The sequence below is a fragment of the Roseburia sp. OM04-10BH genome (assembly GCF_003462605.1).
Taxonomy (GTDB): Bacteria; Bacillota; Clostridia; order Lachnospirales; family Lachnospiraceae; genus Roseburia_C; species Roseburia_C amylophila.
The window spans coordinates 58,093-80,189 of record NZ_QTZI01000012.1 but is presented as its reverse complement, the minus strand read 5'-3'; the positions used below and the strand labels follow the sequence as shown (position 1 = coordinate 80,189).

Sequence of the window (22,097 nt, the reverse complement as noted above, 5' to 3'; positions counted from 1 at the left end):
GTATACCAAATGGAGAAAATCAGGGAATGAGAGATTGTATTAAAAGTGAAAAATATTTCGACGAATTCATAGCGGAAGATACAGCCAGGATTTTAAAATTAACCCAAAAAGTAAATGGGGGAGAAGTAAGGCAAGAAAGAATAGTGCCGGTAAAAAAGGGAATTTTTCGTATTAAACTTGGAATTATAATAGCAAGGTATTCTAGGGGAGATGACATAGCCTGTTTAAGAAGTGATTTTGTGGAAATATATGAAGAATGGATAATGTCTTTCTTCCCGCCAGATGCATATAATGAAAATTTGAAAATGTTGTCACTTGCAGTTCTTTTTGAAATAGAGGAAAATCTGATTGCATTAACAAAAAGAAAACTGAAAGAAAAAGAGGTAAAGGACTGGTTGTTGCTTTTTCTGATGGGGGAAAAACAACCTAATTTACCCCTTTTATTTCCAGACAGATTTCAAATAATGAAAGAGTTAGTTAAAGAAAGAGATAAATCAGATTTATTGGAGAAATATTTGAAAGAGGACTGGTATAATAAAGAATACGAGTGTTATGAGGCTCATAAAAGTGACCAGAATATATATTATGGTTACTGGAGTTTTGAAGCAGGAGCTATTGCAAAAATATTAAATTTAGATGACAGCAATTTAAAGAATGTGCCATATTATCCATATGATTTGGTTCACTATAAAAGATAAAATTCCCGTGGAGAAAATGAAATGTGGAGAATCCAAAAGAAAGAAAAATTTGATATTTTGGAAAACGACTTATGTTCATTGAAAGTTCAATATGAAGAAAGTAAATGTAGAGTTTATGTTAATTATAAAGGGTATAATGTTGTTGTTCCGATGGGAATATGTGGATTTGAGGATGAAATTCAGGAAAGAAAGATAAAGTATGAGGTTGAGGGAGAAAAGGGAATTTTAAACTCTTTAAGTTATGTAGTCGAGAAAGATAATTTGAGACTGTTTTGTGATATGATATTCTTTTTTTTGACTGAACATAGCTTAGACAGAATGTTATATGAAGAATTTAAATATTAAATAATAGCTGTCCCATTTAAAAGAAACCCACATATGTTCAAGGTTTTCTTGGATTGAACATATGTGGGCTATTCTGTATTGATAATCCTACACCAGCTTCTTTCTTGCAGTCTTTTTCTTTGGTGCCGGCTGGGCAGCGGCTGCTGCGGCAGCCTGATTCTGGCGCTTGCGGAACCGGTCGGCTACATCTTTGATATATTTGTCTGAGGTAAAATGCTTTAAAGTATTTTCATCAATGGCAATCCGGTTATCCATGGTCTTCATAATATCCTGAATCTGGATAATGTCATAGATGTGCGGGTCACGCAAATCAAAGATTTCATTATTAGTAAACTGTAAGATAAGAGGTTTGGAATAATCCTCCGGGTTATCTTCAAGAATCATCGCCTTTTCGCCATTGGATAAATCTACACAGGCACCTCTTGGAAGAATGTGGATGCAAAGAGAAAGTGCACGGACAATCTTTGTATCATATTTTTCCGGAAACTCCTGCAAATATTTCATGGCAACGATTTCGGAAATCGGCTCATTGGTTAGGCTCATGGCGGTCATCCGGTCAAAGGCATCTGCAACCTGTAAAAGCTTTGTGCCGCTGCTGCGGAAAATCTTGGATGGGTCAGCAGCCTCTTCCGGAGCGGAGAGTGTAATAAACTGGGTAATGATTCTTAAAGCATCCGGTGATAACTTTATACTGTGAGTCTGCGGATTCAGATAATCTAAGCTCTTGATACGGCAGGCAAGGATTTTCTTTTCGTCTTCTTCTGTTAAAGGATCCGTTTTTTCAGCAAGCTCGGTCGGAACTAAAAGCCAGCCAAAATCATAGAGCAGAGCAGCCGTTACACAGGTCTGCTGAAAATCATCCGGCATATTTAACTGGTGAGTCAGCATGGCGACCAGAATAGCAACGCTGATGGAATGCTTGTATACATAATCCGCAGAGCTTCTTAAATTCTGCGCAAAGTTCAGCTTGTGGTCAAGACGGCCATACTGGGACAGAATCGAAGAGACCAGCGTTGGAAGCTTGTCCGGCTGTCTGCCTTTACGAATCATATCCATGCAGTCGCGAAGCTGGAACATGGAAATGGTCTGGAACTGTTCGAAAGCAATATCCTCGTCGGATAATGGCGGAACCGGTTCGGCAGGCTCCAGAATATAAATACCAATCAGCTCGAAATTCCGGATACTTTCGATACCCTGCCGGGTCAGTCTGGTGTCGCGGTCATAAAGCATGACGCCCAATTTATTATAGATAGGTTTAGCAAGACGCATGCCGGGTTTTAAGTCATCTGTCCGTATAAATAGCATAGCGGTTACCTCCTTACAAAATATGTTTTTCTCCGTTAAAATTCCTAGTTCAAATATAGCACAAGCAGAGAGGAAAAACAATCTTGGGATTGAAAAAGAAGTGTAGTTTTTCGTTGCATTTTCATAAGAAAGCCGTCTATAATAAAGGAAGAAAACAAGAGGCGTGATAAATCCATAAAAGAGGATAAAGATATGAAGAAAAACAGTAAACGACGTATGTTTTCCGCATTGCTGATACTGTTTCTGATGATACAGATGACGGTGCAGGCAGACACCGGCACCAAGGAAAGAGTGGATCTGGCATCTAAGGACACCGGAAGCAGCGTGGAAGAGCTGGAACGTCAGAGAGAGGAACAGCAGTCGCAGCTTGATTCCTTGAAAGAATATCAGATAAATCTTTCCGATGAACTGACGGAATTAAATAATGGATTGCAGGAAATCAGCAATGAACTGGCGGATACCCAGGATGAAATTGCGGCGAAAAATGTGGAGATTGAAGCAGCAGAAAGCCGGATTGCAGAGCTGACAACACGTTCTGAGAGCCAGTACGAAGCCATGAAGAAAAGAGTACAATATATGTACGAAAATGGCAATCAGTCTTACCTGGAGCTGCTGCTTGGAGCAAGCTCCTTTTCGGATTTTTTAAACCGGATGGAATATGCCAAATCTATTTATGATTATGACAGGCAGGAGCTTTCTGATTATGAGGATACACTGGCTGAATTAAAACAGCAGAAGGAAGATTTAGAGACGGCAAAAGAAGAACTGCTTGCGGCAGAACAGACGAAGCAGGAGCAGAAGAGCAAGGCAGACAGTCTGGTGGCAGCCCAGCAGGAAAAAATAAGCGCAGCAAAGTCGGATGTTGCAGATGCAGAGACGGAAATAGCAGACACAGATGCGGAAATCGCAAGACAGAAAGCCTATGAGGAAGAATTAGAGGTACAGAAGGCGAAAGAAGATGCTGCCCGTCAGGAGGAGATTAGGCGTCAGGAAGAGGAACTTATTAACAGTCAGCAGCCAGATGCTTCAGATAATAATGTAAATCCGGATGGGACATCCACCGGGGATAATACCACAGGAAGCGATGCTTCCGGTGGGGGGACAGTGAATGCCAGTGATGTTGCCATGCTGGCAGCACTGATCCAGTGCGAAGCAGGCGGCGAAAGCTATGAAGGGAAGCTTGCCGTTGGAAGCGTGGTCATGAACCGTGTGGACAGCAGTTATTTCCCGGATACCGTGGTAGGTGTCATCTATCAGAGCGGGCAGTTCTCACCGGTAGCCAGCGGTCGTTTTGCAGTAGTGCTTTCATCCGGGGCAGATGCGTCCTGTGTGCAGGCTGCCACAGAAGTGTTAGCAGGCACAAGAACCTTAAACTGCTTATATTTCCGCAGAAACAACGGACTGATTAGTGGAACTGTAATCGGAAACCATGTATTTTATTAAGGAAAGCTGAAAATCCGGCTCAATAAAGCAAGTTTCACTTGCAAAAATCCCCTTTCTATGATAACATCAGATTGTCGGGAAAGAGCCGGAAAGGCTTTCTTTTATTTTTTTTACAAAAGATTGTTAAAAAAATAACAATAGTAAAAGGCAAATTTAATTCAGAAGGAGACGAGAAAATGGCACAGAAAGTAGTTTTAGCAGGCGCATGTCGTACCGCAATCGGTAAAATGGGAGGAGCTTTAAGCAATACTCCAGCCGCAGATTTAGGCGCAATCGTAATCAAAGAAGCATTAAACAGAGCTGGTGTTAAACCAGAACAGGTTGATGAAGTAATGATGGGATGTGTAATCCAGGCAGCACAGGGACAGAACGTTGCACGTCAGGCTTCTATCAAAGCAGGTTTACCAATCGAGGTTCCTGCATTTACATTAAACGTAGTTTGTGGTTCTGGTTTGAAATGTGTAAACGAAGCTGCAAACATGATTGTGGCTGGTCAGGCAGACATCGTTGTTGCAGGTGGTATGGAGAACATGTCTATGGCACCTTACGCTATGACAAAAGCTCGTTTTGGATATCGTATGAACAATGCAACAATTATCGATACCATGGTAAATGATGCATTAACAGACGCATTTAATCATTATCATATGATGATTACAGCAGAGAACGTATGTGACAAATACGGAATTACCCGTGAAGAGTTAGACGAGTTCTCAGCAAACAGCCAGCAGAAATGTGAAAAAGCAATTGCTGAAGGCAGATTCAAAGACGAAATCGTTCCTGTACCTGTTAAGGTTAAGAAAGAAACTGTTATGTTTGACACAGATGAGGGACCACGTCCAGGCACAACTGCTGAGTCATTAAGCAAATTAAGATGCTGCTCTGGTAAAGAGGGTGGACTTGTTACTGCAGGTAACGCTTCCGGTATCAACGATGGTGCAGCAGCAATCGTTGTTATGAGCGAAGAAAAAGCAAAAGAGCTTGGTGTTAAACCAATGGCTACATGGGTTGCAGGAGCACTTGGCGGAGTTGAGCCGGAAATCATGGGTGTTGGACCTGTTGCTTCTACAAAGAAAGTTCTTGCAAGAACCGGAATGTCTATCGATGATTTCGACTTAATCGAGGCAAACGAAGCATTCGCTGCTCAGTCAATTGCAGTTGCAAGAGATCTTGGATTTGATATGTCTAAGGTAAACGTAAACGGTGGTGCAATCGCACTTGGACATCCTGTTGGAGCATCTGGATGCCGTATCTTAGTTACATTGCTTCATGAGATGCAGAAGAGAGACGCTAAGAAAGGTCTTGCTACTCTGTGTATCGGTGGTGGAATGGGCTGCTCAACAATCGTTGAGAGAGACTAATTCACTCTTTCTGAATAAGTAAATATACCCGGGAAGTGCAAAACGCTTCTCGGGTCTTGCGTTGCAAGTTATAACCCAGAAGGCTTTCGCTTTCGGGTAAATATAATACATGAATTTTTAAGGAGGACTAACATGAAAGTTGGCGTTATTGGTGCAGGTACCATGGGACAGGGCATTGCAAAAGCATTTGCTCAGGTAGAAGGATATGAAGTAGCTCTTTGCGACATCAAGCAGGAATGGGCTGATGGCGGAAAAGAGAAAATCGCAAAAGGATATGCAAGACTGGTAGAAAAAGGAAAAATGACACAGGAAACTGTTGACGGAATCCTTGCTAAAATCACACCAGGTTTAAAAGAGAATCTTTGCGCAGACTGCGATTTAATCGTAGAAGCAGCATTCGAAGATATGGGCGTTAAGAAGACAACATTCCAGGAGCTTGATAAGATTGCTAAACCAGAATGTATCTTTGCTTCTAATACATCCAGTCTTTCTATTACAGAAATCGGAAATGGTCTTACCCGTCCAATGGTAGGTATGCATTTCTTCAACCCGGCAGACAGAATGAAATTAATCGAAGTTATCGCTGGTGTAAATACTCCTGTTGAAACAGTAGAAGCTATTAAGAAAATCTCTGTAGAAATCGGAAAAACTCCGGTACAGGTAAATGAAGCTGCAGGTTTCGTAGTAAACCGTATCTTAATCCCAATGATTAACGAAGCTGCATTTATCAAAATGGAAGGTGTATCTGATATCGCAGGTATCGACGCAGCTATGAAGCTTGGCGCAAATCATCCAATGGGACCTCTTGAGTTAGGTGACTTCATTGGTCTTGACATCTGCCTTGCAATCATGGATGTACTTTACAACGAGACAGGCGACAGCAAATATCGTGCATGTCCATTAATCCGTAAAATGGTTCGTGGTGGTAACCTCGGCGCTAAGAGCGGAAAAGGATTCTATGTATACAACGCTGACCGTACAAAGACCCCGGTTGACGCTCAGTAAAATAAAATTTATGGAGGATTTCAGAACATGGATTTCAGTTTAGATAAGAAACATGAAATGGCGAGAACTCTGTTCAGAGATTTCGCAGAAAACGAAGTAAAACCTCTGGCTCAGGAAGTTGATGAGACAGAAGTATTCCCACAGGGAACAGTTGATAAAATGGCAAAATTTGGTTTCATGGGAATTCCGGTACCAAAGGAGTACGGCGGACAGGGATGTGACCCATTAACCTATGTTATGTGTGTAGAAGAGTTATCTAAAGTTTGTGGTACAACAGGTGTTATCGTATCTGCACATACTTCTCTTTGCATCGACCCAATTATGACTTACGGTACAGAAGAGCAGAAACAGAAATATGTAAAGCCACTTGCAACAGGTGAGAAGCTTGGTGCATTCGCGTTAACAGAGCCGGGTGCTGGTACAGATGCCCAGGGAGCACAGACCAAGGCTGTATTAGATGGTGATGAGTGGGTATTAAACGGATCTAAATGCTTTATTACAAACGGTAAAGTTGCAGACGTTTATATCGTAATCGCAATCACAAGTGTTACCGAAGATAAGAGAGGAAGAAAGAAGAAGAACTTCTCTGCATTCATCGTGGACAAGGGAGCTCCTGGATTCTCCTTCGGAACAAAAGAAAAGAAAATGGGTATCCGTGGATCATCTACATACGAGTTAATCTTCGAAGACTGCAGAATTCCAAAGGAAAATCTGTTAGGACCAGAAGGAAAAGGATTCCCAATCGCTATGCATACTCTGGATGGCGGACGTATCGGTATCGCAGCTCAGGCACTTGGTATTGCAGAAGGTGCATTAGACAGAGCAGTTGCATACACCAAAGAAAGAAAACAGTTTGGTCGTTCTATCGCTCAGCAGCAGAATACCCAGTTCAAGCTTGCTGATATGGCAACCAGAATTGAAGCAGCTCAGATGCTGGTTTACAAAGCTGCTATGGCTAAAGCAACACAGAAGGTATATTCTGTAGAAGCAGCAAAAGCAAAATTATTCGCAGCAGAAACCGCAATGGCAGTTACTACAGAAGTAGTTCAGTTATTCGGTGGATACGGATACATCAGAGAATACGATGTAGAGCGTATGATGCGTGATGCTAAGATTACAGAGATCTACGAAGGAACAAGCGAAGTTCAGAGAATGGTTATTTCTGGCGCATTATTAAAATAGTTTCTGACAGATCGGCGCAAAAGGATTTTAAACGAAAAATCATGGCGCACACAAATTAAAAATATAAGGAGTGAATATACCGTGAAAATAGTTGTATGTGTAAAACAGGTACCAGATACAAAAGGCGGAGTAAAATTTAATCCGGATGGTACTTTGGATAGAGCTGCAATGCTCACTATCATGAACCCAGATGACAAAGCAGGTCTGGAAGCAGCATTAAGATTAAAAGATCAGTACGGTGCAGAAGTTACTGTACTTACCATGGGACTTCCAAAGGCTGATGAAGTTCTTCGTGAAGCAATGGCAATGGGCGCTGACAAGGGAATCCTTGTAACAGACCGTGTATTAGGTGGTGCAGATACCTGGGCTACTTCTACTACAATCGCTGGTGCATTAAGAAACCTTGACTATGATTTAATTATCACAGGCCGTCAGGCTATCGATGGAGATACCGCACAGGTTGGTCCTCAGATCGCAGAGCATCTTGGACTTCCGGTCATTTCCTATGCACAGGATATCAAAGTAGAAGGTGACAGCGTAATCGTTGAGCGTCAGTTTGAAGATGGATATCATGTATTAAAAGCAAAAATGCCTTGCTTAGTGACAGCATTATCTGAATTAAACGAGCCGCGTTACATGACTCCAGGCGGAATCTTCGATGCATTTGACAAAGAAGTAACTGTATGGGGCAGAGCTGACCTTAAAGACGTAGATGATTCTAACCTTGGTCTGAAAGGTTCACCGACCAAAATCGCAAAAGCATCTGACAAAGTCCGTAAAGGTGCAGGCGAGAAGGTTGCTCTCGATACCGACGAAGCAGTATCTTACTTAATTGGCAAATTCAAAGAGAAACATATCATCTAATAAAAATAAGGAAAAGTGGTGAATAAAATGGGTTTAGAAGAGTATAAAGGAGTATTTGTCTTTGCGCAGCAGGTAGACAACACATTAAATGGTGTTGCTTTTGAGTTACTTGGAAAGGGCAAAGAACTTGCAAAAGATTTAAATACAGAAGTAACTGCAGTATTAATTGGTTCTGATGTGAAAGGTCTTGCAGATCAGCTTGCTGAGTACGGCGCTGATAAAGTTATCGTAGTAGATGATCCGGAACTGAAGAACTACAGAACAGAGCCATATGCACATGCATTAGCATCTGTAATCAACGAATTCAAACCAGAAGTTATGTTAGTTGGTGCAACAGCAATCGGTCGTGACCTTGGTCCTACTGTATCTGCAAGAGTTGCAACAGGTCTGACAGCTGACTGTACTGTTCTTGAGATTGGTGATTTCCCAATCAATCCGGTTGGAAACCAGGAGCAGAAACACAATCAGTTACTGATGACCCGTCCTGCATTCGGTGGAAATACCATCGCAACAATTGCTTGTCCGGATAACCGTCCTCAGATGGCTACTGTACGTCCAGGCGTTATGCAGAAAATTGCTCCAATCAAAGGTGCAAAAGCAGAAGTTATCGAGTTCAATCCAGGATTTACACCAAACAACAGATATGTTGAAATCATGGATATCGTAAAAGAAGTTAAGAATACAGCAAACATCATGGACGCTAAGATCTTAGTATCCGGTGGTCGTGGAGTTGGTTCTAAAGAAAACTTCAAACTGTTAGAGGACTTAGCAGAAGTTCTTGGTGGAACAGTAAGCTGCTCCCGTGCAGTTGTAGAGAATGGATGGCTTCCAGTTGACTTACAGGTAGGTCAGACAGGAAAGACAGTTCGTCCTCAGATTTACTTTGCAATCGGTATTTCCGGAGCAATCCAGCATGTAGCTGGTATGGAAGATTCTGATCTCATCATCGCAATCAACAAAGACGAAGATGCTCCAATCTTCGACGTTGCAGATTACGGTTTAGTAGGAGACTTAAACAAGATCGTTCCAGCTCTTACAAAAGCTTTAAAAGAGGAAATGGCTGCAAAATAATCCGTTTACGGATGTAATATTTCATCTTGGATGAGTCTCATTTGAGATGTGTGATAAAAGGGTGTCATGCAAACCGGAAGATTTGTGTGATGCCCTTTTTATGCACCTGACGGGAAATTTGCAAAGTATGTTGCCTGTAGTTAAACCGCAGGTATTTTTTTGGGTACATACATTGTATACAGTGGAAAAAAGTGGTATTCTAAACAAGGTTTGCAGGAAACTGTTTTGGCAGTGTGGCAGACAAATAATATTGCGGCATCGGCAGACAGATGCAGAAAAGAGGAAGAGACTATGAATAGAAGTAGCAGAACAGTGAAACTCGTTGAGATGGCTCTGTTGGTTGCAATCATTCTGATTCTGGCTTTTACCCCACTTGGTTATATTAAGACACTTGGTCTGGAAATTACATTGATTGTAGTTCCAGTTACAATTGGTGCCATTATTTTAGGACCATTGGGCGGAGCAGTATTAGGAGCAGTATTTGGAATCACAAGCTTTATTCAGTGCTTTGGGATGAGTCCTTTTGGAGCAGTACTCCTTGGCATCAATCCATTCGGAACCTTCGTGGTATGTGTAGTATCAAGAATTCTGATGGGCTGGTTGACCGGACTTATCTATAAGGGATTATCCAAATTCCCGAAGATGAAGAACTGGAAGATTTTAATTGCCAACCTGGCAGGACCAATCTTAAATACCTTTTTCTTCATGTCAACACTGGTAATCTTTTTCTTCAGCTCCGATTACATACAGTCACTGGCAGGCGGATTAAATCCATTCCGTTTTGTCATTGCCTTTGTAGGTGTCAACGGACTGGTTGAAGCAGCAGCCTGCTTCGTGGTAGGAAGTGCAATTACCAAGGCATTGCAGGTTGCAATGAAAAATAAATAAAGAATATCTGCTTCAGATAAAAAGAGGAATGCTCTGTTTTCGTAATTAGAAAACAGAGCATTTTGTATGCTGGAAATTTGCTGAATATAAGAATGAAGTTATGAATTGTCATAACAAAAACGGTATTTACTGCCACAGATATATTCATATCCAACATGGATGAGCTCATTGTGAATATCATACATTTCTGTATGAAAAAGAAACAATGGGTCACCGGGTGAAATATGAAGAAGATTGGCTTGTTCCGTTGAGGCTTTTACTGCATCAATATAAGAATTCTGTGAACAACCAATGCAGATATCATATTTTTCACGAAATAGCTGATACAGAGAGCTATCTAAAGGTTCTGTCAGCAAAAATGAAAATTTGTGACATGGATAATAATTGTTCTCAATCATAATAGGTGTTGCATCTGCATATCGAATACGTTGGATATAAACAATAGAATCGCCCTCAAAGAGTTCAGCATTATCAAGATGATACTGTTCATATGGTATGACTTCACGTTTGGTTACAATAGTAGATGCCTCCATTTGATTGGCTTTGCATGCATCGGAAAAACTGAGAGTATGTTCCAGTTTACGAAAAATTTTCCGCTCTTTTACAAAGGTTCCTTTTCCCTGTTTCTTAATTAAGACCCCTTCATTACATAATTCAGTAATTGCACGCCTTATGGTAATACGGCTCACATGATATAGTTCAGACAATTCAGTTTCTGTCGGGATTTGCTGACCGGAAATATAAATTCCTTTTTTTATTTGTTCGAGTAAATCATTTTTTAACTGTTCAAACAGTGGTATATCACTGGTTGTGTTCAATTTCATAATAATATCACCTCACAAACATTATAATAACATATAATGTTTTGCATAACAATATGAATTTAAAAAACATCATATTGAAAAGATTATGTGAAAAATTGTATAAAAAGTAATAAAAAGTAAAGGGAAAGTATAAAAAATAGATAATAAAATGTTGAGAATGCTGAAAGTGATTTGAGAAAAAGAAACAATATTGCAATATAACGTTATATGATGATATAATCAATTTAACAAAAGGAGGTGGAAAAATGCAAAAAGAAGCAGACAAGATATTTCAATCAACCTGTATTTTTGATTCTGTTTCAGAAGAGGCATATCCAGGATATGTGGCAATAAAAGGAAAACAGATTCTTGAAGTCGGATGTGGAGATATCCCAAATGAACTGGTGGGTGAATCTACTGAAGTTGTGGACTATGGAGAGGGAACCATTTGCCCGGGATTTGGTGATACCCATACATTTTTCACAGGATATGTAGTGGATTATCTTGGTGTGGATTTATCAGAAGCAGTTAATCTGAAACAAATAGTTGAACGGTTATCAGAAAATCTGGAAATGAATCCGGAGACGGTCGTTTTATTTGGAAATCATTTACAACCGGAGCTGGCAGAAAAAATAAATAAGGGAGGTGAATTGGAACAGGTTAAAAGACCGGTTATTTTATTTACTGCTGGACATGGGTATTGTGCTATGAACAAAGTTGCAGAAGAAGTGTTTGGGTTTACACCAGATACATGCGGAAGTTCAGAGGCAATTTATAAAATTATGAAAATTTATCTGAATGATAGAGATTTTATTATTCCACAGTTTAAGGCATATATGTCTATGTTAAACAGCCATGGGATAACATCTGTAAAAGAAATGGGATTTGATAATTTTTATGGATTTACAGATATATTGGCTGAATTGGAACAGAAAGCAGAATTGAGCCTTCGGATTTCCTTTATGTCACAACCAGTAGGAAAGAAAATGGATTTAGCATATGGAAAAGAAATGAAGAAGAAATATCATTCTGATTTTTTAAGGTTTTCCGGTTATAATCAGATGACAGATGGATTGATTGTCTCAGAAGAGGCAGATCTGATGGAGCCATATGAGGGAAAAGATTATTGTTGCCAAAAGAATATTGATTATGCATTATTAGAAGAAGATGTACTTACAGCAGACCGTGAAGGATTCAGATTTACATTGCATTCTGAAGGGGATGGTTCCTTCCATAAAATTCTTCAGATTTATGATAAATGTGAAAAGGAAAATGGAAGATTAAAGAATCGACATGGAATTACTGATTTGGAATTGACGGGTGCAGTGGACGAAGAAAAAATGGCACAGCTTGGAGTCTTTGGTGAGATTTATACACAGGTTTATAAGTTGGATTCCTGTGAAAATTGGAAACAAGACTATGATGAAAAACTTGGTAGCAGGCGGAGCCGTTATATGAATTATCGTTCAATGGCAGATCATGGTGTGATTTTAAGTGGTGCAACGGATCTTCCGATGTTAATACCGGATATACCTGAGGCAATTTATTATGGATGCGGAACCTATGCCGCAGATGGAAAAGAACCGGTTCAGCCGGAAAATGGTCTGACAATACCGGAAATGTTAAAAACCTGGACAATTGGAAGCCAGTATGCCATGGAACAGGAACATATATTAGGAACGCTGGAAAGCGGTAAGCAGGCTGATATAGTAGTTTTTGACAGGAATCTTTTCAAAACAGATATTGAAGAAATTCGAAAGGCACATGTTTTAAGAACCATATGTGCTGGACAGGATGTTTATAAAGAAATGGAGAATAGGTAAAGGAGGTTTTGCGATGAGTGACAAAACAAAAGCACATTTGAGTGCAAAAACGTTATGGGTACTTTTTATTCTGGGACTTGTAAATGCAGTTATGTATTGTTTCCCTTATATCAGATATGTGTTTTATGATCAGCAGATTGCAGCTATGGGAATTACAAATACCCAGTCAGGAATTTTAATGACAATTTATGCGGCAGCAAATACGATTACATTGATTCCCGGTGGAATATTAGCTGATAAGTGGTCTGTGAAAAAATGTCTAGTAGGCTCTATTCTGGGTTCTGTAGTTATCGGAATTATTTATGCACTTACCATGAATTTTGCAGTAGCCTGCGTATTATGGGCTGGACTTGGTGTGTCTACAATTTTTGTATTCTGGGCAGCAATAACCAAAGCAGTAGGTCAGGTTGGCACAGCAGAAGAGCAGGGAATGTGTTATGGAATTTATTATGCTGCATCAGGTATTATTTCTGCAATTTTAAATGCAGTATGTTTACAGGTAAGCCGTTTATCAGATGACCCATCTACTTCCTTTAGTATTGCAGTATGGGCAATGGTAGCATTTACAGCAGTTGCTTTAATTCTGACAATGATATTTTTTAAAGAAAAAAGTATTACACAGACAAAATCTTCTGATGAAGAATTTAAAATTAAATATGTCGGTGAAGCGTTAAAGAATCCGATGACCTGGCTCTTTTCACTGATGGTATTATGTGCATATGGTCTGTATACAAGTGTATCCTATTTTTCACCATATCTGACGGATGTACTTGGTATACCGTTGGTACATTCATCTTTTATCAGTATTGTGAGAAGTAATCTTATGAACCTTTTATGTCCGATTGGTGGAATTATCGTAGATAAGATTTTTAAATCTTCTACAAAATGGTATATTACTGCATTTGGAATTACAATTGTGATTTATGGTGGAGTATTGATAATGCCATCCAACATCAGTCCGGTACTGGCAACAATTGTTTCTTTGTTACCAAGTGCAATTGGTATGATGCTTTACGGAGTAATCTGGTCGGGATTACAGGAATGTAAATTTAAACCGATATATGCAGGAACTGTAATTGGAATTGCATCTATTATCGGATATTTGCCAGATTCTTTTTACTATATAATTTTTGGAAAGTGGATGGATAAATTTGGAAATAATGCTTATCCAATGATTTTTGGCTTCCTGATGGGAACTGCTGTACTTGGTATGGCTATAACAATTTTAATGAGAAAACTGATTAAGAAAAATAACTAAGAAAGAAGGTATTTAAAAATGCATGCATCAGAATTTAACGTAGAAAAATTTGTTGATATAATTGAAAAGGAAAATGGAACAATCAGTGAAGTATATTTTGTGGCCTGTGGAGGCTCTCTGGTTGACCTTTATTCTTCATGTTACTTTATTAACCGAGAATCATCCACCATGACAGCAGAGTGGATTACCAGTAAAGAATTTGTTTTAACCCCTCCAAAGAAACTTGGAAAACACTCTGTTGTCATTATCTGTTCACATGGTGGAAATACAAAAGAAACGGTAGAAGCAGCAGAACTTGGTGTAAAGGAAGGTGCATTTGTAATTACATATACACATACACCGGGCAGTGCCTGCGACAGTGAAAAATTCCATGCAATTGTCTATGATTGGGAGCCGGAAACATTACAGAAGGATAGACCATTAGGATTAAATTACAGTATTATAAATGAGTTGATTCACAGACAGGAGCCGGAGTATAAACTTTATGAAGGAATGAAGGATGGAATCACTAAATGCGATGCAATTATCCGTAATGCAACAAAGAAGTTTCAGAATAAGGCATGGAATTTTGCAGAACATTATTATAATGCACCATTTTTATATATTATGGCATCCGGTTCTGCATATGCACAGGCATACGGATTTGCAATCTGTTCTCTTCAGGAGATGCAGTGGATGGACTGCTGTTATCTTGATTCCGCAGAATATTTCCATGGACCATTTGAGGTAACAGATAAAGACCATATTTATATCCTCTTAAAATCGGTAGGAAAAACAAGAATGATTGATGAAAGAGCAGAAGTATTTTTAAATAAATATGCGGAAAAATATGAGATTATTGATGCAGCAGATTGTGGAATGGATGCAATAGATGATTCCTGCGTAGATTATTTTAATGCTCCATTGTTCTATGAAATGAGCGTGTTATACCGTACTGCAATTCAGAATAAGAGCGGACACCCATTGGATATGCGCCGGTATATGGGAGTTGTAGAGTACTAGACGAAAGGAGAAACAGTATGAAATATGACGTAAGTGTGGTAGGCTTTGGGGATAACGTGGTAGATATTTATACTCACGAGAATGTACAGTATCCAGGTGGAAATTGTGTAAATCTTGCTGTGTATGCCAAAATGTTTGGTGCAAAAAGGTGTGCCTATATGGGCTATTTTGGTACTGATAAAAATGCAGATCATGTTATTTCTGCGTTGAGGGAAGAACAGATTGAACTGGTAAAGTGTAAGAAAATTGAGGGAGAAAATGGTTATTCCAGATGTACCTTAGAAGATGGTGACCGTGTATTCTTAGATTATAATGAAGGTGGAGTCCGGAGCAGACATATTTATGATCTGGATGAATTTGACTTGGAATATCTTGCAGAATTTGATCTGGTACACAGTGGAAATTACTGTTATATGGAGTCACAGCTTCCAAAGATTAAAGCAGCCGAACTTCCATTATCTTTTGATTTCTCGGATGATTCTGAACCGGAATATTATGAAAAAATAGCACCATTAGTAACATATGCATTTTGCTCCTTTGATGGAACGGATGATGAAGTAAAAAAACACCTTAAGAAAGTAGCCTCTTATGGACCGAAAATTGTGTGTGCATCCAGAGGCGCAAAAGGTTGTATGCTTTATGCAAATAATGAGTTTTTTGAGCAACCGGCATATCCGATTGAAAAAGCAATAGATACTATGGGTGCAGGAGACTCACTTATTACAACTTTTATGGTAGGTTATCTTGACCGTAAGAAAAAAGGTATAGATGATAATGTTTCAATCAAAGAGAGTATAAAAGAGGCTGCAAAGTTTGCAGCAAAAGTATGCCAAATGGAGGGTGCTTTTGGACATGGAAAGGAAGTTCAGATAGATGCTTTAAAAACAAAATAAAAGAATAAAAAACGAATCGTAACACATACTATTCCGGAAAATACAGGAAATGAGGCGGAATAGTATGAAGCATAAGACGTATCGTATCTGCCTCCTTTCACTGGTGATAATTGCCGTGATAGGAGGCATTCTTTATTATACCAATGAAAATGGAAATAAAAGTACGAAGAGCGAAGGAACATTTGTAACAAAATTCGTAGAAAGGATGCCATTTTCATGAGTAGTCAGCAGACAAGTCTTTATATTAAAATCGAAAAGAATTCCATGGTCAAAGACCGCCATGTCAAGTTATCGGATGTTGCCAGGATGACAGGAACGGATGAAGCAATGATACGTCAGTTGAAGCAGATGAAAATCTATTCCTTTCCACAGAAAGCAAAGAAAACAGAATATGTTCAGGTGATGACTTCCTTAAAAATTTTTGAAATGATACAGGCACAGTATCCCCATGTGGACATTACCAATGAAGGAGAAGCGGATTTTGTGATTGAATATGAACCGGCATTGCAGCCTTCCAAAACAGCAGAGTATGCAAAAACGGCTGTTTTATGTGTGCTGGTTTTCTTTGGAGCGGCGTTTACCATCATGGCATTTAATAATGACATTTCTGTGACGGAACTGTTCCAGAAGCTTTATTATCAGGTGATGGGGAAAGAATCCACCGGCATTACGGAGCTGGAAATCTGCTATAGCATTGGTCTGCCTGTGGGAGTTATCATTTTCTTTAACCATTTTGGAAATAGCAAGATAACAAACGACCCGACACCAATCCAGGTGGAGATGCGTAAGTACGAAAAAGATGTAGATGATACTTACATTGCCAACTGCGGACGGGGAGGCAAGACGATTGATGTGGATTAGACATGTTTTCCTAGGACTGGCAGGACTGACCGCCGGCGCTGCGGTGGCTGGAGGAACCTTTGCATTTCTGATTATGTTAAATATCATTCCCCGGATGATTGGAAAGACGAAGACTGCCGCCCGGATTTGTCTTTACGAGAATATGATTGTATTAGGTGGAATCGGAGGAAACCTCTTATCAGTTTTCCTTATGATGCGGATTCCGCTGGGACATATTTTTCTTGGAGCATATGGAATCTGTGCAGGATTATTCGTGGGCTGTGTGGCAGTAGCATTGGCGGAAATTTTAAAGACCTTCCCGGTTATCTTCCGCAGAACGAAAGTAAAAGTGGGATTGTGGGTGATACTCTGGTTTATGGCATTGGGAAAGACAGCAGGTTCACTTTTCTATTTTATAAGACAGTTATCAGATTCATGAAGTAAAAACACTGTAAAGGGTAAAAATAGTGAGAAAAGATAATTAACAGGAAATTGGTGTCAACAATATGCGGTTCGGGTTGATGTTTTCCTCGGGATGTTATAAAATGAAAATATAAAAATCCGTAAGGAAGAAGTGAAAAAATGATACAGTCAATTGCACGTCAGAGTGTTGTAATCAAATGTAATCTGCAGGCATCTATCATGATGGGAAACTATGAATTCTATTATGCGGCGGGTCTTGCATACAAACTGACCGGAAATATGGCAACAGAGATTTTACAACCACAGCAGTTAATTGAAGAGGTCAACCGGATGCTGGCAGACTATATGACAGATGATGTGCGGGAGCAGCATCTGATTCGGATGTTAAAAGATTACGAACCGGATGATAAACTAGATGAACAAATGCGTGAATTATTTCAGGAGGGACAGACAGAACAGCGTTTGTGGCAGGAATAGGAAGCGATGATATGGGGAAGAAATTTACAATTGGGGTATTGATTGGAAATGTGCATACAGCACATCCGAAGGACCTGATGAGAGGGATTCGGGCAGCAGCAAGCGGGATGGATGTTAATGTGATTTATTTCCTGGGAACGCAGAGTGTGCGTTTTAACCAGAAATTTGCACTGGAGGATTTTGATTATCAGTATAATACCGTCTATGATTATGCAAAATTAGCGAAAGTAGATGTATTGATTATAGCATATGGCTCTCTTTGCATTTTTCAGAAAAATGAAGATAAACAGGCATTTCTGGATAAATTTGCAGGAATACCATATGTACTGTTAGAAGATGCGACGGATGATCCACGGGGTATCTATGTCATGGTGGATAACTTTGGTGGTATGCAAAAATGTGTGGAGCATCTTATTATAGAACATCATTTAAAGCATCTGGTTTATCTTGGGGGACCGGAAGACAATCAGGATGCCATAGAGCGGAAAGCAGCATTTTTAAATGTTATGGCAGAACATCATCTGCCCGTGACGCCGGAAATGATGGCGGTAGGAGATTATTCGGAATTCGTGGATAATCTTGTAGAACAGCTGCTAAAGGACAATCCGGATGCCGAAGCAATTATATCAGCTAATGATGAAATGACAGTGCCGTGTTATCGTGTATGCAAAGCCCATGGACTCCGGATAGGAAAAGACATTTTGATTACCGGTTTTGATGATGTGGAGAGGGCGCGTTATAGTAATCCACCATTGACGACTGTCTCCCAGGATGCTTATAAAATGGGGCAGATAGCGGTAGAAAAGGCAGTAGATATCTGTGCAGGCAGACCAGTGGAATCTGTCCGGTTGGATGCAGAACTTATAATCCGGGAATCCTGTGGCTGCAAAGTAACACGAAGAGCGAAAGAAAAGGCAGATGAGAAAACAGAGCTGCTTCATATTATTGATGAATTAAGGCTTTTTCAGCATAAATCGTGGCTTGGACCATTTCTGATCCGGGACCTGATGCAGGAAGCAGAGAATGAGAAATCTTTCTACCGGAAAAGTGGAGAAGTATTTTATCATCTGGGTATACGCAGTTCCCTGCTTTATCTGTTGGAGCAGCCGGTTACCCATGAAAATGGACAGAAATGGAAGATGCCCCAAAGGATGTATTTAACTATGCACCAATACAGGGAAAATATTCAGGTATTTGAGAAAAAGGAACGTCCATATATAGATGGAAGCTTTGGTGTACCGGATTGTTGTAGCTCCGGTGAAGATCATTTTTCTTATATCAGCTTTCTATTAATTGATGGAAAGCGGCAGTACGGACTATTGATGCTTGAGATTGAACCGGAAGAGATTTCTTTTTATTATATACTGGCATTGCAGCTTGGAACATCTCTCCGCTTTCTGGAAGCAAATATTAAACAGAAAAAATATCGTGACCGTCTGCGGGAAAAGAATGAAGTATTAAATTTTATTGCAATTTACGATGAACTGACCGGAATCTATAACCGTAGGGGACTGATGGAGAGTCTGGTCCGGTTTAATCAGGATAATTTAGGAAAAAAAGCCTGTCTTATGATAGCGGACCTTGACCATTTAAAGGAAATCAATGATAATTTTGGTCATGCGGAAGGAGACTGCGCAATTCGGACAGCAGCAGGAATTGTAAAAGAAGTCTTTGGACAGTATGGAGATGTGGGAAGATTCGGAGGGGACGAATTTGCAGGCATTGTAAGATATAGTGAGATGGAAGAGAAGGAACAGCTCATTTACAATATTCACCAGAAATGTGAACAGTACAATGAACATTCCATGAAACCGTATTATGTTGGAATTTCAGTTGGAGTAGTAGAATTTGTCTGTGAAAAGAAGATTGATTTTATTGAGATGTTTAAGCATGCTGATGAATATCTGTATGAGGAAAAAAAGAAACGGCGCAAGACAGTCTGCCGTAATGTAAATTTCGAGAATTCGTAATAAGCCGGTGTTGAAAAACAAACGAAAATATGCTAGAATAAAGCAAATCATATGGTAACGTTTCCATGCAAATGAAGACGTAAAGAGCGGACAGAAACAGCGGGGAGAAAGATATGCTTACAATTGGAAAAACGGGGTAATACGGATGAAGACAAGAAAGCAGTTGGAAGTAAAGAAAGAGAAGCTTAAGAAAGTAAAGCCAAAAAAGGAAAAGTTAAAGAAAGAAAAGGTAAGAAAACCGAAGAAAGAACGGATTAAGAAGGAAAGACCGGCAAAACAGACGGAAAGAAAGCCACAGCCGAAGAAAACAGGTAACAGTAGAAAGGCTGCGAAGGATAAGGGAATGGGGCTTCGTGGCATTCAGGTGAAATTAATCGGGGCATTTATGATTCCGGTTATCCTGTTTGTTATCATCGGTTTTATGATTTATTCAAAGTGCAGTACTACCTTGAATAGTACATACGAGGCTTCTGCAAATACCAGTGTTGGTACATTGGAAGAGTATCTCGGACTTGGTTTTGAGAATATTGAACTGATGGCAACACGTCTTTCTATTAATTCTGCAATTACAAGTTATTATACAGGTTCAGAAGTAAAGTCAGAGTCTATGCTGATGGATACAAAGGTTGCATTGAGCAATGAATCTACTGCAGACAAATTCATCGATCACATTATAGTTTGTGCGAAGAGTGGAACAGCATGCAGTGAAAAGGGTGCAATCCGTGGAGATGTATATAATGCGTTTGTTGAGTCGGAAGAAGGAAAGAATGTAGAGTCTGAGATTGGCATGGGAAGTATGTGGATCAGCAGCCACCCAGCCATTGATGAAGTCACCGGATATGACAGTGATGAGTATGCATTATCTCTTGTTACCGTTCTTAAGAATAATAGCAATAAATCTGTTGGATATATCATCATTGATGTTAAGACAAGCTTTATCCAGGATATATTAGATAATGCACAGATTAGTGATAACAGCATCAAGGGCTTTGTATTAGAGGATGGAAGCCAGGTGTTAAGTGGAGATAGTGATATAAAATTTACAGATACGGACTTTTATCAGGAAGCATTAGCAGGAGAAAATCTGCAGGGTTCTAAAGAAGTGTCTTATGAGGGCGCAGATTATCTGTTTACATACAGCAGGATTGAAGGTACGAATATGCTGGTATGTGCCATGGTTCCGCAGAAAGAGATTATGGCAGGTGCACAGGCGATTCTCAGATATACGTTAATTGCCGTAGCAATATGTGCAGTTATTGCAATCGTGGTAGGTTCCGTTCTTGCAAGCGGAATTTCCAAAGCAATCCGTAAGGTTAACCGTGTCTTAAAAAAGACCTCCGATGGAGATTTGACCGGACAGATCAGCATGAAGCGTAAGGATGAGTTTAATGTGTTGTCATCCAGCATTACCAATATGATTGGCAGTATGAAGGATCTGATTCTCAAGATGACCAATGTCAGCGGTCATGTTTCTGATTCGGCAGTCCAGGTAGGAACCAACTCCGAAGTTTTATTGGAAGTAACAAAGAATATTACGGAAGCAGTGGATTATATCAACAGTGGTATTTCCCAGCAGGCACAGGATACGGAAAGCTGCCTGGAGCAGATGAATGGTCTGGCAGAAAGAATCAATGTTGTACATGAGAATACTGATGAAATCAGCGAAATTGCCCAGGAAGCCCAGGGAGCAATTGAAAATGGTATGGTTATCGTAGCAAACCTTGGTGAAAAAGTTCAGGGTACAACGGAAGTAACAGAGACCATCATCCGGGAAATCAGAGAACTGAACAAAGAATCTATTGCAATTAACAGCATCATTGGAACAATCAATGAGATTGCAGAACAGACCAATCTTTTGTCCTTAAATGCATCAATTGAGGCGGCGAGAGCCGGTGAAGCAGGAAGAGGATTTGCAGTAGTTTCTGAAGAAATCCGTAAACTGGCAGAACAGTCCGGAAATGCGGGTAATCAGATTGGTGAGATTATCAATCATATTCAGGAACGTCTGGCAGCTACCATCGAGACAGCTGGGCTTGCAGGCGAGAGCGTTGCATTCCAGACAGAAGCATTGAATAATACCGTTGATGTATTTAAGAATATCAGTCAGCAGGTAAGCAAGCTGGCAGAGGATGTTGAGAAGATTACCCAGAGTGTGGGGGGTATCGAACAGGCAAAAGAAGATACCATGAATGCCATCGAAAGTATTTCAACAACCTCTAACCAGACAGAATCTGCATCTGAAGAACTTGCCCGTAGTACAGAGAAACAGTTACAGGCAGTAGAAGTATTAAATGATGCGGTAAAACGGCTTCAGATGGATGCAGAGGATCTGGATACATCAGTAAGTATCTTCAAGGTACAGTAAGGAATATAATCCGGCAGTCAGGTTTCTGGCTGCCGTTTTTTTTGCAAAGAATCCGTAAGAAGCTGCCAGTGACAGGTTCTG

General features: G+C 39.9%; 21 protein-coding genes. 19 read left to right on the top strand and 2 right to left on the bottom strand.

All coding sequences use genetic code 11. From position 1 onward, the window contains the following. Window positions 1-26 precede the first annotated feature (26 nt). On the top strand, window positions 27-698 hold the full coding sequence (locus DXB43_RS12240; protein ID WP_158567221.1) for a PoNi-like cognate immunity protein: 672 nt from the start codon (window positions 27-29) through the stop codon (window positions 696-698). Window positions 699-719: 21 nt separating this feature from the next. Further along, a complete protein-coding gene (locus tag DXB43_RS12235) occupies window positions 720-1,043 on the top strand; it encodes a hypothetical protein (RefSeq protein ID WP_117947693.1) in 324 nt (107 codons plus the stop codon). Window positions 1,044-1,130: 87 nt separating this feature from the next. On the opposite strand, the gene DXB43_RS12230 is transcribed toward DXB43_RS12235, so the two are convergent. Then, window positions 1,131-2,348 (bottom strand): HD-GYP domain-containing protein, encoded by a 1,218-nt coding sequence (locus DXB43_RS12230; protein ID WP_117947692.1) that lies wholly within the window; start codon window positions 2,346-2,348, stop codon window positions 1,131-1,133. Window positions 2,349-2,540: 192 nt separating this feature from the next. Between DXB43_RS12230 and DXB43_RS12225 the strand changes: the two genes are divergently transcribed. The 7 genes from DXB43_RS12225 to DXB43_RS12195 all read left to right on the top strand — a co-directional run bounded on the left by DXB43_RS12225 (window position 2,541) and on the right by DXB43_RS12195 (window position 10,162). Continuing rightward, window positions 2,541-3,791 (top strand): cell wall hydrolase, encoded by a 1,251-nt coding sequence (locus tag DXB43_RS12225; RefSeq protein WP_117947691.1) that lies wholly within the window; start codon window positions 2,541-2,543, stop codon window positions 3,789-3,791. Between the two features lie 176 nt (window positions 3,792-3,967). Continuing rightward, on the top strand, window positions 3,968-5,152 hold the full coding sequence (locus tag DXB43_RS12220) for an acetyl-CoA C-acetyltransferase (RefSeq protein ID WP_117947690.1): 1,185 nt from the start codon (window positions 3,968-3,970) through the stop codon (window positions 5,150-5,152). Between the two features lie 132 nt (window positions 5,153-5,284). Beyond that, entirely contained in the window at window positions 5,285-6,157 is an 873-nt protein-coding gene (locus tag DXB43_RS12215) for a 3-hydroxyacyl-CoA dehydrogenase family protein (protein ID WP_117947689.1), read from the top strand. 27 nt (window positions 6,158-6,184) lie between these two features. After that, window positions 6,185-7,339 carry an acyl-CoA dehydrogenase gene (locus tag DXB43_RS12210; protein WP_022244336.1) on the top strand — a complete coding sequence of 385 codons (1,155 nt, stop codon included), beginning with the start codon at window positions 6,185-6,187 and terminating at the stop codon, window positions 7,337-7,339. 81 nt (window positions 7,340-7,420) lie between these two features. Further along, window positions 7,421-8,203, top strand: coding sequence for an electron transfer flavoprotein subunit beta/FixA family protein (locus DXB43_RS12205; protein ID WP_022244337.1), 783 nt, complete (start codon window positions 7,421-7,423; stop codon window positions 8,201-8,203). A 27-nt stretch (window positions 8,204-8,230) separates the two neighbouring features. Further along, on the top strand, window positions 8,231-9,274 hold the full coding sequence (locus DXB43_RS12200; protein WP_117699200.1) for an electron transfer flavoprotein subunit alpha/FixB family protein: 1,044 nt from the start codon (window positions 8,231-8,233) through the stop codon (window positions 9,272-9,274). Window positions 9,275-9,565: 291 nt separating this feature from the next. Continuing rightward, on the top strand, window positions 9,566-10,162 hold the full coding sequence (locus DXB43_RS12195) for an ECF transporter S component (protein ID WP_117699203.1): 597 nt from the start codon (window positions 9,566-9,568) through the stop codon (window positions 10,160-10,162). A 98-nt stretch (window positions 10,163-10,260) separates the two neighbouring features. On the opposite strand, the gene DXB43_RS12190 is transcribed toward DXB43_RS12195, so the two are convergent. After that, entirely contained in the window at window positions 10,261-10,980 is a 720-nt protein-coding gene (locus tag DXB43_RS12190; RefSeq protein ID WP_158567220.1) for a GntR family transcriptional regulator, read from the bottom strand. A 251-nt stretch (window positions 10,981-11,231) separates the two neighbouring features. Here DXB43_RS12190 and DXB43_RS12185 point away from each other — a divergent pair, with 251 nt between their 5' ends. The 10 genes from DXB43_RS12185 (at window position 11,232) to DXB43_RS15330 (ending at window position 22,016) form a co-directional block, all read left to right on the top strand. Beyond that, window positions 11,232-12,788 carry an amidohydrolase gene (locus DXB43_RS12185; RefSeq protein ID WP_117698961.1) on the top strand — a complete coding sequence of 519 codons (1,557 nt, stop codon included), beginning with the start codon at window positions 11,232-11,234 and terminating at the stop codon, window positions 12,786-12,788. A 13-nt stretch (window positions 12,789-12,801) separates the two neighbouring features. Further along, on the top strand, window positions 12,802-14,046 hold the full coding sequence (locus tag DXB43_RS12180; RefSeq protein ID WP_158561532.1) for an MFS transporter: 1,245 nt from the start codon (window positions 12,802-12,804) through the stop codon (window positions 14,044-14,046). 18 nt (window positions 14,047-14,064) lie between these two features. Then, window positions 14,065-15,048 carry an SIS domain-containing protein gene (locus DXB43_RS12175; protein ID WP_227700321.1) on the top strand — a complete coding sequence of 328 codons (984 nt, stop codon included), beginning with the start codon at window positions 14,065-14,067 and terminating at the stop codon, window positions 15,046-15,048. A gap of 17 nt (window positions 15,049-15,065) precedes the next feature. Further along, window positions 15,066-15,941, top strand: coding sequence for a PfkB family carbohydrate kinase (locus DXB43_RS12170; protein WP_117698959.1), 876 nt, complete (start codon window positions 15,066-15,068; stop codon window positions 15,939-15,941). A gap of 64 nt (window positions 15,942-16,005) precedes the next feature. Beyond that, on the top strand, window positions 16,006-16,161 hold the full coding sequence (locus DXB43_RS15160) for a hypothetical protein (protein ID WP_158567219.1): 156 nt from the start codon (window positions 16,006-16,008) through the stop codon (window positions 16,159-16,161). Then, window positions 16,158-16,802 (top strand): stage V sporulation protein AA, encoded by a 645-nt coding sequence (locus DXB43_RS12165; protein WP_117947688.1) that lies wholly within the window; start codon window positions 16,158-16,160, stop codon window positions 16,800-16,802. The genes DXB43_RS15160 and DXB43_RS12165 overlap by 4 nt, the downstream gene beginning before the upstream one ends. Then, window positions 16,792-17,220 (top strand): stage V sporulation protein AB, encoded by a 429-nt coding sequence (locus DXB43_RS12160; RefSeq protein ID WP_117947687.1) that lies wholly within the window; start codon window positions 16,792-16,794, stop codon window positions 17,218-17,220. The genes DXB43_RS12165 and DXB43_RS12160 overlap by 11 nt, the downstream gene beginning before the upstream one ends. A 143-nt stretch (window positions 17,221-17,363) precedes the next feature. Continuing rightward, window positions 17,364-17,681 (top strand): DUF3837 domain-containing protein, encoded by a 318-nt coding sequence (locus DXB43_RS12155; protein WP_117947686.1) that lies wholly within the window; start codon window positions 17,364-17,366, stop codon window positions 17,679-17,681. 11 nt (window positions 17,682-17,692) lie between these two features. After that, the gene (locus tag DXB43_RS12150; RefSeq protein WP_147343694.1) at window positions 17,693-19,651 is read left to right on the top strand and encodes a GGDEF domain-containing protein; all 1,959 of its coding nucleotides are present in this window, start codon (window positions 17,693-17,695) and stop codon (window positions 19,649-19,651) included. Between the two features lie 145 nt (window positions 19,652-19,796). After that, window positions 19,797-22,016, top strand: a complete 2,220-nt coding sequence (locus tag DXB43_RS15330) for a methyl-accepting chemotaxis protein (RefSeq protein WP_117947684.1) — start codon at window positions 19,797-19,799, stop codon at window positions 22,014-22,016. The last annotated feature ends 81 nt before the right edge of the window (window positions 22,017-22,097 follow it).